We start from the raw sequence: 15,663 nt of genomic DNA, 5'->3' as shown, positions 1-15,663 counted from the left end.
ATATCAACATCTATCGCTATAAAATAAAAAGCAGTTTTCACTGCTCAAAATCTTGATATTGCTTTATTACTTCACTAATGGCTTTAGCTAGATATTTTGTAGTTGCAATCGCCTCCTCTAAAGTATTATAGTTACTTCCTAATTCTATCAGTATCGATTTTTCAAGAAGATGTTGATTATATTCACTGTAGGGCTTTACCTGTACTCCTAAAGATAAGCCAGGATATAGCTCATTTAATTTATCACTTATTTTCTTGGCAAATTCGTAATTTTTTCTCCAATCTTCTTTCATTTCTGGTGTCCTTCTTGAGCCTATTATGAAAGAAACTTTTGCTACTTTTTCTCCATTTATATCCATCACATATCTTTTTCTAAAATCTTGGTTTGGCAAATTGCTCAAAACAGGAATAGTTTCTACCCCTGGTTTCATAACAGCACCATAGCCATCTCTATGCAAGTCAATCGCTGCTTTAATAGAAGGATACTCTTTTAAAATTTTACTGACCGTTGCAAAAGAGTTTACATAGGATTTGTCATAGTTGTAATCATGGATAGTTTTATCGTGCAATACAGAAATTCCTTCTTTTTTAAAATATTCTGCAAGATAATCCCCTACTTTTGCGACAGTATAATTTAAATCATCTGTCCGATCATAGCCATACGTTGCTATGTATTTGTTTTTCTCTGTAGCAGCATAAGCTTCCATAGTATGAGTATGATATATCAAAAGATAGGGTTTATTATTATCTATATTTTTTAAAGCTGGTTTTTCTTCTTCTCCTTGTGTCTGAGACGTGTTTTTGTCACTTCGTGCATTAGTATCAAGTAAATTCCCATTGTCATTAGAAGAGGGATTTGTTTGGACATTGTGTATATCACTGGCACTTACTTTTTTTAAATCTACCTGTGCTAAAATTGGAAGCTGAAATTTCAATATATTAATGGGGTCCTTAATTTTAGCATTTAGCAAAGAAGAAAAGGTTAAATCTTTTCCTATATACCCTTGAGAAGAAAAAGCTACTTCTATTATCGGCAGGCTATAATTTATTGAAGTTACAAATAAACTTTCTAATTTATCATACTCCTCTGAAAAAGAATCACCAATCACCTGTTTATATTCACCCTTATAAGGTTGGGTCATCCAATTATAAAGAAAAACGTTTATCAATAACAAAATCAGAAACATTATTCTTCGTATCTTTGAAAAGCTATAATATCTATACAAAAGAAGCACCTCTCTTTAGTTTTTATATTTTATAAATATTCCATCAAGAGGTGCTTTATTACTTTATGTTTAATGAAGCAATTGATTCATTTCCCTTTCTGTAAGCCCAGGTTGCAGTGCAAGATTTATCCCTCTGGAAATAATTGAAGCTATATTTTTTACCAATAAATCTATTTCTTTAGGAGTGACTACAAGATTATGTACATAAGGTGTTAAAACTTCTTGAATGAGTCTGTATTTCTCTTGTTGACTCATATTCTTAAGTACTTCATAAAAAGGGCTTTCTTCTTTGGTCTGTTTTAGTAACTCTTCTGTTAAATATTCGATGGTGTCGTTAGCAATTGTGACCGCATCTACTACTGTAGGAACTCCTATGGCTATTACAGGTATTCCTAGGCTTTGCTCAGTAATGGAAAGCCTTCTATTACCTATTCCAGACCCTGGGCTTATACCTGTATTTGAAATTTGAATAGTAGTAGATAATCTCTCTAATCTTCTCGAAGCCAAAGCGTCAATTGTAATTATTAAGTCAGGTTTTATTCTGTCAACTACACCTTTTAAAATTTCAGCCGTTTCTATTCCGGTAATCCCTAAAACTCCGGGAGAAATTGCGCTGACAGACCGAATTTCATCACCAAACTGTTGAGGTGCGTATTCCTTTAAATGCCTTGTCACTACAATATTTGAAACTACGCGAGGTCCCAGCGCATCAGGAGTTACATTCCAATTGCCCAACCCTACTACTAAAACTTGTGTATTTTCCGTCAAATTAGCTATTTCTTTAATTATATCTGCTAAAACTTTCGCAACTTCTTCTTCTAAATCTAAATCCCTTTCAATGAGGCCGGGGGCTTCAATAGTTATATAGTCCCCCACTGGCTTCCCCATTGCTTTTTCTCCTTCTTCATTTAAAATTTTGACCTTTGTCACCTTTATACCCTCTAAGTGTTTCTCATCCACCCTTACTCCTGGAATCTCTCTCCCTTTGTATAATTCTCTCGCTTCTACTGCCAGGTCTGTCCTTATACTGTACATTTACATCACCTCAACTCTGTCGGTACAAAAGCATCAACCAGTCCTATCACAAAAGCTGCAATCAATGAACCAACTATTGTTGCATGAATGGTAGGAACAATAAACTGAGAAACGTATATCACTATCGCCGCAACAATAAATCCTACAAAACCACGGCTTCTTGGTGAAATATCTTTTCCTAATATTAATTCTACAATATAACCTAACAAAGCTATTACCACCGCTGAAATAAGAGCTCCCCAAAAACCTGCAACGCTAAAGCCAGGTACAAGATATCCCACCACCAATAGCACAATAGCTGATACAATAAAACGTATAATGGTTTGTAACATCAAATCACCTCCTCTAATTATGATAAACAAATTGACAAATTTTATACCTCTGTGATAAAGTAGAAATGTATTAATCCTTGAAAAACTATTTCTTTCGTGGTAAAATTAAATTCGATTGAGGAGGTGAAGCTTTTGGCAAACACAAAATCTGCAAAAAAGAGAATATCTGTTATCGCAAAAAGAACTTTGCGTAATAAAATGATAAAATCAAGAGTCAAAACATTTATTTCTAACTTTAATAAAAGTTTAGCAACAGGAGATATAGAAGCAATAAAAGAAAAATTAAGACTTGCTGTCAAAGAATTGGACAAAGCTGCTACAAAAGGAGTTCTTCACAAAAACACAGTGGCAAGAAAAAAATCCAGACTTTACGCAAAATTTAACGCGCTTTTAAAATCAGCAGCGAGTAATGAATAAAGCGTACCTTAAAAGTACGCTTTTTATCGTTTGCACAATTTTTTTACAAGGTCCTCCAATGCCAAACTGCTATCCGCCCCTGATTTCAAGGCAATATCACATTTTAAACACTCTTTATATGCCTTTTTTAAATTCTCTTTTTTAAAAAGTTTACTCTGTCTTGTTAGTTCTTCTACTACAAAATATGGTACTCCTAAAGAAGATGCAATAGTCTTTTTATCAACAAATTTACCTTCAAAGCTTTTTATCTTAGCAATTAACCTCATTTGTCTTATAATCATTGACAATATAATAAGAGGTACTTCTCCTTTTTCTAAAAGTGTGTATAAAACTTTATAAGCCTCTTTTTCTTTTTTTCTTCCTATAGCACTGACAAGATTAAAAATGTTTTGTTGCAGGTTTATAGTAAGGACTTCTCTTATTTTTTCCATTTCTATTTCTTCACTGTCAGAATAACAAACCACTTTATGTATTTCATTTACAATAGCATACAAATCAGTTCCTACGTTTTTTACAAGGTATTCTACGTTAGCTTTGCTTATCTTTTTCCCACTTTTTTTAAAAAAATAACCTGCATAATTTACAGCTTCTTCAAATGAAAGTCTTTGAAAATATACTGTTTTGCCTGTTTTTTCTATAAATTTGTTAAATTTCTTTCTCAAATCTATCCTTTCACCATCTACAATAATTAAAACTGTTTTGTTCTCCGGCATGTTAGTTCTTTCTTCCATGTAATTCATAAGCTTTTTTAAACCCTTATCAGTCAATCTAGAAAGTTGGTCCTCCTCGTTTTTTACTAAAACTAACTTGTACTCAGAAAAAAAAGGCAAAGTCTCACAGCTTTCAATGATAGCATCTACATACTCTTCTGGATCATTCTTTTCGATAACTATATAGTTCATCTCATAGGTTTCTTCTTTTAAGAGCTTTGATTTAAACCTTTTGATAGCGTCTGACAACAAAAATCTCTCTTCACCGTAAAAAAGATATATATTATGTATTTCTCCTTTTTTTAAGCTATCTATAAGTTCTTTGTAAGTCATCATTTCACTCCTTAAGGACAGTCTTTATATAAGCTTTTTTCCCATCTGTTTTTACAATAATGGCACCATTTTTGTCTGTTCTATACACTTTAGACCTTTCATGAAGATATTTTAGCACTCTCTCATCAGGTAGTCCATAACTGTTTTTACCTACTTGGACAATACATACTTTCGGATTGGCTTTCTCAATGAATTCTTGTGTAGAAGAAGTATTTGACCCGTGGTGAGCCACCTTTAAAATATCAGTCTTTATGTCTAAATTTTTTAAAATCTCTTCCGCCGGCTTTTCTATATCACCTGTAAATAAAAATTCCATATCTTTATACTTCATTTTAAAAACAAGACCATTGTTATTTATGGGATTTTCTTCTATTAAATTTTGAGGGTCAGGGTGCAAAACATACATTTCAACACCATCTACTTTGACTTTATCACCCTTTTTTAAAAACACAATAGGAATGTTTTTTGATTTTGCAATTTCCATCAATTCTTTGAAATTACCATCAGTAACTTTTTGCATCCCTATAAAGATTTTGTCAACTTTCATTTGCTGCAAAATACTAAGTATCCCGCCCACATGGTCGATGTCAGTATGAGATATAAATACTCCATCAAGCTTCATAACCCCTTTGTAATACAAAAATGGAAGTACTAGATCTTCTCCAACATCAAAAGAAGAAGTCGCAAATAAGGGTCTGCCTCCCCCATCTATTAAAAAAGTTTTGCCGTGGGGTGTTTTCACAAAAGTACCATCCCCTTGTCCTACATCCAGGAAAGTCACTTCTAAATCTCTAGGCAATAAATAATTATAAGAGAAGAGAGCTATAATAAAAGTCAAGGCAATCGCAATAGAAACCTTTTTAATTTTTTTATCAAAACTGCTAAGTAGGACTGTTAAAATTCCATAATACAAAACAATCACATACAAAGACGGAACAATAGTATTTATACTGGCATAAGGCAAACTGTCAAATAATTTCGTTACGTACAAAATAGTTTCTACAACAGGTATGTTTATATAATTTATAAAATAGGACAATGGAGGTAAAATCAGTCCTATCATCGCCGATAAAAATCCCAACACAACTGCTACATCTGCTAATGGCACTATTACAATATTGGACAAAAGCGAAATTATGGATATATAATGAAAATAATACATAGTAAGGGGTATTGTTCCAATTTGAGCAGAAAGAGTTAATGCGACCAAATCTCGTATTTTGGGGGTTAGAGTTGATAATTTTTCTCGTATCGGCCTATAAAAATACAAAATGGCTAAAGTAGCAACAAATGAAAGTTGAAAACCTACATCCCACAACATTAAAGGATTAAATATTAATATCATAAAAGCAGCAAAAGACAGAGAATTTATAGAATTATGTTTTTTGCCATAAGTAGTCCCAATTACAGTGATAGAAGCCATAAGAGCTGCCCTTATAACTGGAGGATTTGCTCCTGTTAAAATTGCGTAAAAAGTCAATGCAGTTAGAAGAATAGGGATTTTGTATCTTCTAATGTTAAGGATACTTAACAAATAAAGTATAAAACCCGTAATAATTGCCACATGTAATCCTGATACGGAAATAATATGTGAAATCCCGGTTGACCTAAATTGTCTCAAAGTCTCATCGTCAAGAAAATTATCTCCTAAAAAAATCGATATAACAAACTTAGCATCTTTTTCTGGCATTGAATTTATATAATTAATTTTTATTTTTTGCTTTGCAGCATATACAACCCTTTCAATAAAATTTAAATTATCTTTGCCTATAATATCAACGGCATACCCCTCTACTCTTATGACTGCATAAATTCCTTTTTTCTTTAAAAAGAGCTTGTAGTCAAAACCTCCTGGATTTGTAGCTTTTTGGGGAATTGAAATTATCCCTCTTATACTTACAATATCTCCTTTAGAAGGATATTTGCCACCATATTGAGTAACCAATACTTTAGGCAAATTAGTCGGTTTAACTATGTATTTAGCATATCCCTCATATTCTTTTATCTCGTACGCCTTGCCATTTATAGTTATAAATTTATCTTCAAACCTTAGATAAGGATTGGGAGAATTAAGAGCATTACCACTTGAAATTGCACCTACAAAAATAAAAAAAATTAAGAGAAGTAAACTGACATTTTTAGTTTTCAAATACCACCACAAAGAAATAGCTGCTGAAATTGCTAATAAAATCAAAAAAGCAAAAGGATGAAAAACATATCTTCCAATTATTATTCCTAACGAAAGAGCTACAGTAAGATATAAAAATGGAAATTCCATTTTATATCACATAAACTTCAAAATCTTTTGCAATTTCTGTATTCTCAAAGACCTTAATTGCTTCATCGTAATAATCCTTGATAGAAATAAGCGGTGATAAATGGGTTAAAACTAATCTTTGGCACTCAGCTTTCTTAGCAATTTCAGCAGCTTGTGCAGCAGTCAAATGAGGTCCTTGCATCCCTGTCAAGAAATTTCCATCACATAGGAATAGATCAGCTTTATTTGCAAAAGATATTAAATCCTCATTATAAGTGGTATCACCACTATATACAAAGATTTTCTCACCCTTTTTCATCTTCACAGCATAAGTCTCTACAGGATGCGTCATCTTTTTAAAAGAAATATCTATACCTCCTAAATTTAATATAGTTTCTTCATTTACAATGTATAAATCAAAAACATCTTTAAACTTAAAATCTTCAAAAACATTTTCTGGTGTTTGTGGACAATATACCTTTACAGGTTCAGTTATCATGCCTCTTGACTTCATAATATCAAGAGCATATCTTAAAACCATCATATCTGCCACATGGTCAGAGTGCAAATGAGACAAAACTATGTATTTTAATTTATTCAAGTCGTAATACCTTTGGTATCTGCTTATTACTCCACTGCCACAATCAAGTAAAATATGAGTATTTTCCTCTTCTACTAAATATCCGGAAGTAGCCCCATAAGGTCCAGGAAAAGGTCCATGATATCCTAAAACTGTGACTTTCATCATAAATTTTCGCCTCCTTTTTATTAAAGTTTAAAGACAAACTCACAAAAATCTTTGTAACTACCCCTTTGTGTCGCTACTATATTTTTTAAATTTCTATTTATCATATAGTCCTCAATTAAAAAAGTCTTCATCCCCAACTTAAAAGCTATCAAGTCCTCTTCCACATCATTTCCCACCATATAACAATTTTCCGGCTTTTTATCTATAATTTTTAATATCTCTTCATAGTATTGTATATGTGGTTTACAAAAATGCATATTTTCATAAGTAGTTATAAAGTCAAAATAACTTTCATTAAGGCCTGCCCATCTAAGCCTCTCTAAAATTGCAATTCTTGGAAATACAGGATTGGTTGCTAAAACAAGTGTATAGCCTTTTTCTTTCAAAATCTCTAAAGCCTTCTTGACGTATTCATTAGCTTTAATATTTTTCCCCAATTCTTTGTAATCATTTAAATAAAAGTCTTCAAAAAGTACATATAATTCTTCTTTTGGATAATTAACTTTTTTTAAAAAAGACTCAAAAAACACCTCTTCATTGGTTTTGTTGGGGTCCAAATTGTTTATCATGTCCATACTAGCACTATAAAGGCTTTTAAACAGAAAATGAGGATCAAATAGATTGGAAAGCTTTTTTGTAAGACTTAAAAAGTATTCCTCTAACATCTTCTCCGTATCGACAGGAAGCAATGTCCCGTCCAAGTCAAATAAAAATGTATTTATCATTTTTCTCACCCCAATTTTCCTTTCCCTATATAATGATATATTTTTACATAAAAAAAAGCAAGGTTTAAAAATCCCTGCTACACTTTGTTAAATAGTTCCAATCGAGATATCAAGCGTATCAAAATATACCCTATTATTATACTTGCAAAACCCTGCACTAAATTACTTGGTACATCAACTAATGAAGTTTTAAAACCGTACATAATTCCTCCTGCGATATAGTATCCTAACACCATCCATAAGGCTCCTATGACAAGAGAAACAACCCTTAAATATTCATTAATATATTTTTTATACATAAGTCCAACAATCAACCCTTCTATCCCTTTAATTATAAAAGTCCACGGTGCCCAATATGCATAGCCTGACAACAAGTCCGCTAAAGCTGAACCAGTTCCTCCAGTTACAAATCCCATTGTAGGACCAAATAAAGCAGAAGTCAAGAATATAAAAGAATCACCTACGTTTATATAGCCTTTTGTAGCCGGAGTTGGTATCTGAATCACCATAGTACCAATAGTAACCAATGCCATCATAAAAGCTCCATATACTATTTTTTTAACGTTGTTTTGTTCCATATTTTCACCTCCAATAAATGTATGTATGATAGTTATATTATAACATACAATTGTAATGGTGCAATTATAACAATATAATAACAAAAAAGAAAAGCCTTCTTTTATTAAAAGTCTTAAAAGGCTTTAGATATAGTTTCCCACGGCGGAATACCTATCTTTTTTGGTAATTATATATGAAACAATCAAATCATCTAGTTTACGACTTATATCAAGCACTTTTTCATAGTCAATCTCTTCTTTAGTAACAAGGTTATCCAGTTCTTTCCGCAAAACACTTATCTGTATTTCTAACGCTTCATTACTTTTCATTTTGTTTACCCCTTTTTAAAAGTTCGTATATACAATTTTACCATCATAATACAAAAATTACAATAGGTTTTATTAAGAAACAACCCTTAATTTATCTACTATATTAGCCAATTTCTTATAAATTTCTACAATTTCTCGTCCACACTCTACTTTCCAATCATTTTCTCCCTCATTTATCTGCCCTGCTTCATTGGCTAGCATCCTATTTAAGATATCATCACTTTTTATTTTTTCCTTAATTCTCTCCATGTTTCGTTTTAATTCTTCGTCTACTTTTTTTGCTATACCCATTTCCCTACTCTCCCCATTTTAAATATTTATTATAATATATTCTATATATGTTATAAATTTCCTGCTAAAATTTTAAAATTTTTTACATTTTATCTATTTCGTCTATAACAATACTTAACGCCTTGTCATTGCTAATTCTAATCTGTCTGAAGAGCCTCCACCTTGACAAATATAAGCGTTTCCTCCACCTTTTCCGTCAAAAACTCTTAATACCTCTTTAAAAAATCCATTCACCACAATGTCCACATCGCAAGATCTTGAAACCACTAAATCTCCTGTTTCTCCTCTTTTATTCCCAAGTATAGCTATACATTTGTCATTAGAAGCTATGTATTTAGCTAACATTTTTAGCTCTTCTGCCCTTCTATTTTCATAAAGCTTGTATACTATGCGTATACCACCATACAACTCTGAACTTGTTATATCCCTTCTTTATAAGAATTGCATGGAAGTCATCCATGCAATTCTTATTCATAAACTTTTGTCCCTAAAACAGTAGTGAGTTTTCTAAACTCTTCTATTATCTTTTTCGTTATGGGACCAGGTTCCCCATCTCCTATTGACCTATGATCTACCTCTACTACTGGTATTGCTTCAGCAGCTGTACCTGTCAAGAAACATTCATCTGCAGTGTAGACATTAAACAATGAAAAATACTTTTCTTCAAAAGGGATCCTTAATTGCTTTGCTATATCAATAACCGTAGCTCTTGTAATTCCTCCTAATGCTCCTACTGCAGAAGGAGGAGCATATAAAGTACCATTTGAAACTATAAAAATATTGTCACCGGTACATTCAGCCACATATCCTTCTTGGTTTAATATAAGAGCTTCAGGATATCCTGCTTTTACTGCTTCAATTTTTGCAAGTATGTTGTTTAAATAATTTAATGACTTTATCTGGGGATCTAAAGCCTGAATAGAATTTCTCCTATAAGTAGAGGTAATAATTTTTAAGCCGTTTTGATACATAGATTCAGGATATAAAGTAATCTTATCAGCTATTATTACGACTGTAGGTTTGGGACATTTATATGGGTCAAGGCCTAAATCACCTTTTCCTCTCGATACTACAAGCCTTATATAAGCATCCCTTAGATTATTAACTCTTACCGTTTCAACAACTTTTTCTTTCATCTCCTCTATCGTCATAGGAATGTCGAGAAGAAGTGCTTTTGCCATACTATAAAGCCTTTTTAAGTGCTCATCAAGTTTGAATATAACTCCATCATAAGCCCTTATGCCCTCAAAAATGCCATCCCCATAAAGATAGCCATGGTCAAAAACCGAGACTGAAGCTTTTTCACTGTCTACAAATTCTCCATTTACATATACTAACCCCATTATGACTCCTCCTTTACTTCAAATTAATTTAGCAAAATTTTATCACTTAAAAAGAGTTTAGTCAATGTAATATAAAAAACAAAAAGCCCTATTTGGGGGCTTTTTGTTTTTTTAGTTATTCAGCTTTTATAGCACCTGTTGGGCACACAGCTTCACAAGCACCACAGTCAATACAAGTATCAGGGTCAATCTCGTATTTTCCATCCCCTTCATGGATAGCATCTACCGGGCATTCTGCCGCACAAGCTCCGCAGCTTATACATTCATCAGTAATATAATGTGCCATTATTTTCCCCTCCCTGTATACAGTATGTAGCTCCAGAAAAATTATAAATTATTTATACAGAATTGTAAATAATCAAATTAAACTTTAAGAATTAAATAAAATTTTAAAAAATATGAGGGGTATTGTCAAATTATAAAACCTATGTTATAATTACTTTCGTCAAGGCGCTGCCGAATGGTGTAATGGTAGCACAGGTGACTCTGGATCATCTAGTCTAGGTTCGAGTCCTAGTTCGGCAGCCATTCTGGCCCCATCGTCTAGCGGCCTAGGACATCGCCCTCTCACGGCGAAGACAGGGGTTCGAGTCCCCTTGGGGCTACCAATATAAAAAATGAAGAAAAAGGCATTCGGTGGATGCCTTTTATATTTTTAATATAGCTTTTATAATATAGCTTTTATCAGTAAACCTCCAAAAAGAGCTATGAGCATACTTAACATTGTCCCTATTAAATAGTATTCTGCAAAATCTTTATTATCTAACTCTTTATACCTAGCGATAGATTTAGCTGCAATCACAAAACTGGCTGCTGCCATTTGATTGACAGCAATTAACGTAACCATCAAAGTCCGCTCTAGCATACCAATTATTTTCCCTGAAGAAGTTATTTCTACCTTAGAAACATGAATATTTGGACTTAAAAGTACATATTTTATGAAAATTGCTCCTGGTTACCCAAACTGTACAAAAATGTACAGTTTAGATAGCTGGGGTATTTGTAGTCCGCCCTTCAGACTTTCCCCAGCCCCAGCAGGCGGTATTTGGGAAAGCCATAGCCCCTGCCCCAAGAAACAGGAACTCACGCCCTTATCCGGGTCTCCCCACTTACCCTGAATTAGTAATTCCTTCAGGGTAGAGAAGTCTCTTGGCACCTTCTCAGGAGAGAGTGGCGTTACCACCGCTACCTTGAGAACTCGCCAGAAATCATAGGCACTAAAACTTGTTCCATCCAGAGGTTCTAGCACCCTTCCTGGCTCACTCTCAAGGCTTTGTAAAAATTTTATTGCTCTATTTATTTCCTTTATGTGCTTTTTCTTTATATGCTTGTTTCTGACTGTTTTCTTTACCTGCTCTTTTAATTCTTCTAATTCATTTACAGTTAATGTATTGAGAAACTTTATATAATTGTCTGGTATCTTTTCTTGCAGTCCTAATCCCCTTTTTGCTATTACATAGGCTGCTGCTATATCTTTTGTTATCATATACTGTGGTGCATATTTTAACATGCCTATTATTGATGTGTAAGAAGGGTCTACCTCTATTACTTCTATCCCTTCTCTTTTTGCTAGTGTTTTTATTTTTGAAAGAAGTGATTTATAGCTAAAATTATGTCTTATCCTCCTTGATTTTCTCCCTGAAAAGTCTCCTCTTTTGCCTTTTTCTTTTATTTCTAATTCTTCAATTACTATTGCTTTTCCTTTCTCTTTTGCTATTTTTACTATCTCATGAGCATATTTCCATCTGAAATATTCTCTTTTGTCTTTATTTCCACTTGCAAGCTCTGGCATTGGTATTTTATTATAGCTTATTAGATTGCCTTTTTCATCTGTTTCTGTCCATGATATGTTGTCTGGACATGCGTTTATGTCTATTCCTATGACTCCTTTTTCTTTTGTTATTTTTATTTCTGGATATTCTTCTTCTATAGCAAAATAGGCGTATATACTGCCATTTTTAAGTTTTAATTCTACAGAGTAGGGTATGCTTGATTGGGCAATTTCCTGAAGGAGTTCTTCTCTGCTTTTATTCTTTTTATATCCTGCCTCTATTCTGGCATATACATATTTTCTTTCCCTTACATTTATCCTTAAGAAAGTACCATTTTCTTTTACTTCTATTCTTGTGTTGAGATTTCCTTTTTTGCTTTTATCTCCTCTTGAATAAAGATTTCCTTTTCTCTTCTCCTGCCACCTAATTTTTAATTTTTGATATTCTTTCCCGTTTATATGGCGTTTTTGTAGTTTTTTAAACAAGTCTCTTCCTGCAAAAATGACTTTCTTTGGATTGTTGTCTAATTGTCTAGATGATTCTAATACACCTCTTGCTTTCATTATTGCATCATCTACATATCTTGAGTTTAAGTTAAAAATCCCTTGAAGGTCTCTTTTTAATGTGTTTCTATCATAACCTTCTAAGAGTCTCTTATATGCAAATCTCATGCATGATGACCATCTTCTCATTAAGTCTAATACTATTTGTTTGTCTTCTTGATTTAAAAAAATGAGTTTAGCCTGTATTACTATCATGTTTTTTGCCACCCTTCTACTTCCCAGTTTATTAACGTAATTCTGCTTATATCATGCAGCTCTTTAACCTTTTTTATAGGTAATAACATTCATTATCACCTAATTAAAATTATATCATTTTTTACTACTAATTTTAACTGTTTTGACCTCCAAAAATGACATAAATGTAAACACAGAGTACAGCAAATGTCTTAGAATAAATTTCCGGAGGGAGAAAACAAAAAACATCGACAAGTTTTAAAGAAATAAAATAGATAGTAAGAAAATGAAGGATTTGATCCACAATAAAGGAATAAACATTGTCTGTCTTTGTAATTTTGTATTTCAAATAATCAATTATGACATGAACAAAAGATAAAAGCGTTAAAGACAAAATTGCCTTAAATTTAAAAAACGGCAAAAGAAATAGATTTAGCACAAACACTATTAAAAAATGTTTTGCAAATCCTTCTATTAATCCCTTTCTTTTCTTAAGCACAATAGAGTCTGTCTGAAATAGATAGTCACTCAAACCGTGAGACAAAAAAAGTAATGTCAAGGCAAAATTTTGACTATTCATTTGTACTGCCCTCCAATACAAATTTCAACAACCGGACAATGGCTTCCTCTCCTTTTACAACAGCCTGCCATCTAGCTGCATAACACCTTTTTGCCACATTTTGTGGCATTACTTTTAAAATCTGGGCAGCTTTTTTGTAGGTTCCATATTTTTCATAAGTCATAATTGCTTCCCACTGAGCCCTTGTCCACTTAGATTGTAAAGCATCCAACAGAATAAATAAAGCATTAGTAGCTTCTTCTATCAGCAAATCTCCAGTTTTCACTATTGTAATAGTATTTTTATCACACTGTGACAAAGCCTCTCTTGCCCTATAAAAAGCCTCTCCATCCATTTCCCAAGAATTTTCCACTATATCTGTGGAAATAGCTCCTACACCAATTCCAATGCGCAAACCTGCTGGTAAAAAGTTATACCTAAGACTCCTAACAACTGCTGGTAAAAAATCTACCTGTTTTACAACTCCTTGTATTTCATCCCCTCTCATGAGTGAAAATTTTACAAGCAGACAATCTTCACAAGCTTTATTTACTTTTTCTATCGCTTTTATAAAGTTTTCTCTATTAATCCCTTTTGCTAACAATTCTCGTGAACCAATTATGTCTCCTGTTATCACTATGTACACACAATATCACCCTTTCATGGGTTAAAATAATAGTATCACCCTTATAAGGGTAATACTATTATCATAATAGTAAAAATTGTACACCATGTCAATATTTTTATTATTTCTTCATCTTTTCAATAAAATCTATGGCTTTTTCAATTCTCTCTATAGTTCTTTCTTTTCCCAAAAGTTCCATTATGTCAAATAGTCCTGGTCCAAAAGTTCTCCCCGAAATAGCTAATCTCGTGGGATGGAAAAGTTCACCACTAGATATTTGCAATTCCTCCACAAGTTTGCGATAGGATTCCTCAGTTGTAAATTTATTAAAAGGCTCGACTTCTTTTAAAGTCACTACTGCTTTTCTTAGGATATCCACAACTTTTTCTTTAGTAAAATACTTTTTAACTCCTTTTTCCTCATATTCATTAACTTCTGTAAAATAATAACTCATTGCATCAGCTATATCCACAAGAGTTTTTTCCCTTTCTCTTACTGCACTTACTATTTTTTTGATATAATCATAATCGAAATCCTCCCTAATTAAGTTTTTAGCTTTCAAAAATGGGATAACTGCTTCAGTTAATTTATCTAGATCATAATTCCTTATGTAATGGCCGTTTATCCAAGTCAGCTTTTGTACATCGTAAACAGCTGGATTTTTTGATACCCTTTCCAAAGTAAATTCTTTTATGCTTTTTGACACATCAAAAATTTCTTCCCCACCTTTTGGCATCCATCCCAGCAAGGTTATATAATTTACAATTGCTTCAGGAAGATACCCCTGGTCTCTAAACTCCTGCACAGAAGTCGCTCCATGTCTTTTACTAAGTTTACTCCTATCAGGAGCTAAAACCATAGACACATGAGCAAATTGAGGAATTCCTAACCCTAAAGCTTCATAAATTAGTATTTGCTTTGGAGTATTTGACAAATGTTCCTCTGCCCGGATGACATGAGTTATCCCCATTTGGTAATCATCTACCACAGTAGCGAAGTTATAAGTAGGCATGTTATCTGATTTCATAATTATAAAGTCATCAAAGGTGGAATTATCAAACTCTACATCCCCTCTTATTATGTCGTGAACCACTGTCTTCCCTTGTTGAGGCACTTTTAATCTTATTGCAGGTTTTCTCCCCTGCCTTAAATACTCCACTATTTGCTCTTTAGTCAAATTTCTACATTTCCCCGTATACATTGGAGGTCTGCCTTCTCTTTCTGCCTGCTTTCTCATTTCTTCTAACTCTTCTTTTGTGCAAAAACAGTAGTAAGCCTTTCCTTCCTCTAATAATTTATTTGCAAATTTTCTATATTCTTCTATCCTTTGCGATTGGTAGATAGGTCCTTCATCCCAATCAATACCTAACCACCGAAGTCCATCAAGTATTCCTTTCATGGATTCTTCTGTTGACCTTTCTAAATCAGTATCATCAACCCTTAAAATAAATTTTCCTCCATTGTGCCTTGCAAAAAGCCAATTAAAGAGAGCAGTTCTGGCACCACCTATATGTAAACTCCCTGTAGGACTTGGAGCAAATCTTGCTCTTACTTCACTCATCTTCTCACCTCTTCATAAGTTTAAACTATTTTGATTATACTTTAATTGAAGTGTTTTTTCAACAAAGAAGTATTTCAACAAAAATTTGTGGTATAATCATACTATA

General features: G+C 32.9%; 18 protein-coding genes, 2 tRNA genes and 2 pseudogenes. 3 read left to right on the top strand and 19 right to left on the bottom strand.

Annotated elements, in window-relative coordinates; genetic code table 11:
- Positions 1-37: 37 nt before the first annotated feature.
- From spoIIP to THYS13_RS01235, 3 genes are all read right to left on the bottom strand, one after another.
- A complete protein-coding gene (spoIIP, locus tag THYS13_RS01245) occupies positions 38-1,225 on the bottom strand; it encodes a stage II sporulation protein P (RefSeq protein WP_042832796.1) in 1,188 nt (395 codons plus the stop codon).
- Between the two features lie 69 nt (positions 1,226-1,294).
- Entirely contained in the window at positions 1,295-2,260 is a 966-nt protein-coding gene (gene gpr / locus THYS13_RS01240; protein ID WP_042832795.1) for a GPR endopeptidase, read from the bottom strand.
- A gap of 5 nt (positions 2,261-2,265) precedes the next feature.
- Positions 2,266-2,592 carry a phage holin family protein gene (locus THYS13_RS01235; protein ID WP_042832794.1) on the bottom strand — a complete coding sequence of 109 codons (327 nt, stop codon included), beginning with the start codon at positions 2,590-2,592 and terminating at the stop codon, positions 2,266-2,268.
- 132 nt (positions 2,593-2,724) lie between these two features.
- On the opposite strand from THYS13_RS01235, the gene rpsT reads away from it, so the two are divergent.
- Positions 2,725-3,009, top strand: coding sequence for a 30S ribosomal protein S20 (gene rpsT / locus THYS13_RS01230; protein ID WP_042832793.1), 285 nt, complete (start codon positions 2,725-2,727; stop codon positions 3,007-3,009).
- Positions 3,010-3,032: 23 nt separating this feature from the next.
- On the opposite strand, the gene holA is transcribed toward rpsT, so the two are convergent.
- The 10 genes from holA to THYS13_RS01180 all read right to left on the bottom strand — a co-directional run bounded on the left by holA (position 3,033) and on the right by THYS13_RS01180 (position 10,589).
- Positions 3,033-4,052: a DNA polymerase III subunit delta gene (gene holA / locus THYS13_RS01225; protein WP_042832792.1), complete on the bottom strand. Its 1,020-nt coding sequence runs from the start codon at positions 4,050-4,052 to the stop codon at positions 3,033-3,035.
- A 4-nt stretch (positions 4,053-4,056) separates the two neighbouring features.
- Positions 4,057-6,330: a DNA internalization-related competence protein ComEC/Rec2 gene (locus THYS13_RS01220; protein WP_042832791.1), complete on the bottom strand. Its 2,274-nt coding sequence runs from the start codon at positions 6,328-6,330 to the stop codon at positions 4,057-4,059.
- 1 nt (position 6,331) lies between these two features.
- Entirely contained in the window at positions 6,332-7,054 is a 723-nt protein-coding gene (locus THYS13_RS01215; protein WP_042833907.1) for an MBL fold metallo-hydrolase, read from the bottom strand.
- 23 nt (positions 7,055-7,077) lie between these two features.
- Entirely contained in the window at positions 7,078-7,782 is a 705-nt protein-coding gene (locus tag THYS13_RS01210) for an HAD family hydrolase (RefSeq protein WP_042832790.1), read from the bottom strand.
- Positions 7,783-7,859: 77 nt separating this feature from the next.
- Positions 7,860-8,360 carry an ECF transporter S component gene (locus tag THYS13_RS01205; protein ID WP_042832789.1) on the bottom strand — a complete coding sequence of 167 codons (501 nt, stop codon included), beginning with the start codon at positions 8,358-8,360 and terminating at the stop codon, positions 7,860-7,862.
- 123 nt (positions 8,361-8,483) lie between these two features.
- Positions 8,484-8,669 carry an aspartyl-phosphate phosphatase Spo0E family protein gene (locus THYS13_RS01200; RefSeq protein ID WP_042832788.1) on the bottom strand — a complete coding sequence of 62 codons (186 nt, stop codon included), beginning with the start codon at positions 8,667-8,669 and terminating at the stop codon, positions 8,484-8,486.
- A gap of 72 nt (positions 8,670-8,741) precedes the next feature.
- Positions 8,742-8,960: a hypothetical protein gene (locus THYS13_RS01195; protein WP_042832787.1), complete on the bottom strand. Its 219-nt coding sequence runs from the start codon at positions 8,958-8,960 to the stop codon at positions 8,742-8,744.
- A 114-nt stretch (positions 8,961-9,074) separates the two neighbouring features.
- Complete coding sequence (locus THYS13_RS01190; protein WP_042832786.1) at positions 9,075-9,368, bottom strand: DHHA1 domain-containing protein; 294 nt, start codon at positions 9,366-9,368, stop codon at positions 9,075-9,077.
- 59 nt (positions 9,369-9,427) lie between these two features.
- Positions 9,428-10,303, bottom strand: a complete 876-nt coding sequence (gene ilvE / locus THYS13_RS01185) for a branched-chain-amino-acid transaminase (RefSeq protein WP_042832785.1) — start codon at positions 10,301-10,303, stop codon at positions 9,428-9,430.
- Positions 10,304-10,418: 115 nt separating this feature from the next.
- On the bottom strand, positions 10,419-10,589 hold the full coding sequence (locus THYS13_RS01180) for a DUF362 domain-containing protein (RefSeq protein ID WP_003869538.1): 171 nt from the start codon (positions 10,587-10,589) through the stop codon (positions 10,419-10,421).
- Between the two features lie 168 nt (positions 10,590-10,757).
- On the opposite strand from THYS13_RS01180, the gene THYS13_RS01175 reads away from it, so the two are divergent.
- A tRNA-Gln gene (locus THYS13_RS01175) sits at positions 10,758-10,831 on the top strand.
- A 4-nt stretch (positions 10,832-10,835) separates the two neighbouring features.
- Positions 10,836-10,911 (top strand) — tRNA-Glu (locus tag THYS13_RS01170).
- A gap of 59 nt (positions 10,912-10,970) precedes the next feature.
- Here THYS13_RS01170 and THYS13_RS14345 read toward each other — a convergent pair.
- The 6 genes and pseudogenes from THYS13_RS14345 to gltX form a co-directional block, all read right to left on the bottom strand.
- Positions 10,971-11,150 (bottom strand): hypothetical protein, encoded by a 180-nt coding sequence (locus THYS13_RS14345; RefSeq protein WP_042832784.1) that lies wholly within the window; start codon positions 11,148-11,150, stop codon positions 10,971-10,973.
- Positions 11,151-11,399: 249 nt separating this feature from the next.
- Positions 11,400-12,833, bottom strand: a pseudogene (locus tag THYS13_RS01160) (IS200/IS605 family accessory protein TnpB-related protein); the annotation flags it as partial.
- A gap of 11 nt (positions 12,834-12,844) precedes the next feature.
- Positions 12,845-12,922: pseudogene (locus THYS13_RS14060) on the bottom strand (IS607 family transposase); the annotation flags it as partial.
- Positions 12,923-12,966: 44 nt separating this feature from the next.
- A complete protein-coding gene (locus tag THYS13_RS01155; protein ID WP_235603195.1) occupies positions 12,967-13,392 on the bottom strand; it encodes a DUF3307 domain-containing protein in 426 nt (141 codons plus the stop codon).
- Positions 13,385-14,017 (bottom strand): SatD family protein, encoded by a 633-nt coding sequence (locus THYS13_RS01150; RefSeq protein ID WP_042832783.1) that lies wholly within the window; start codon positions 14,015-14,017, stop codon positions 13,385-13,387. The genes THYS13_RS01155 and THYS13_RS01150 overlap by 8 nt, the downstream gene beginning before the upstream one ends.
- Before the next feature lie 100 nt (positions 14,018-14,117).
- Positions 14,118-15,557, bottom strand: coding sequence for a glutamate--tRNA ligase (gltX, locus tag THYS13_RS01145; RefSeq protein ID WP_042832782.1), 1,440 nt, complete (start codon positions 15,555-15,557; stop codon positions 14,118-14,120).
- Between the last annotated feature and the right edge of the window lie 106 nt (positions 15,558-15,663).

The sequence above is a fragment of the Thermoanaerobacter sp. YS13 genome, from assembly GCF_000806225.2.
Classification (GTDB): Bacteria; Bacillota; Thermoanaerobacteria; order Thermoanaerobacterales; family Thermoanaerobacteraceae; genus Thermoanaerobacter; species Thermoanaerobacter uzonensis.
The sequence above is the reverse complement of the archived record's forward strand: the minus strand, read 5'-3'. Positions and strand labels throughout refer to the sequence as shown.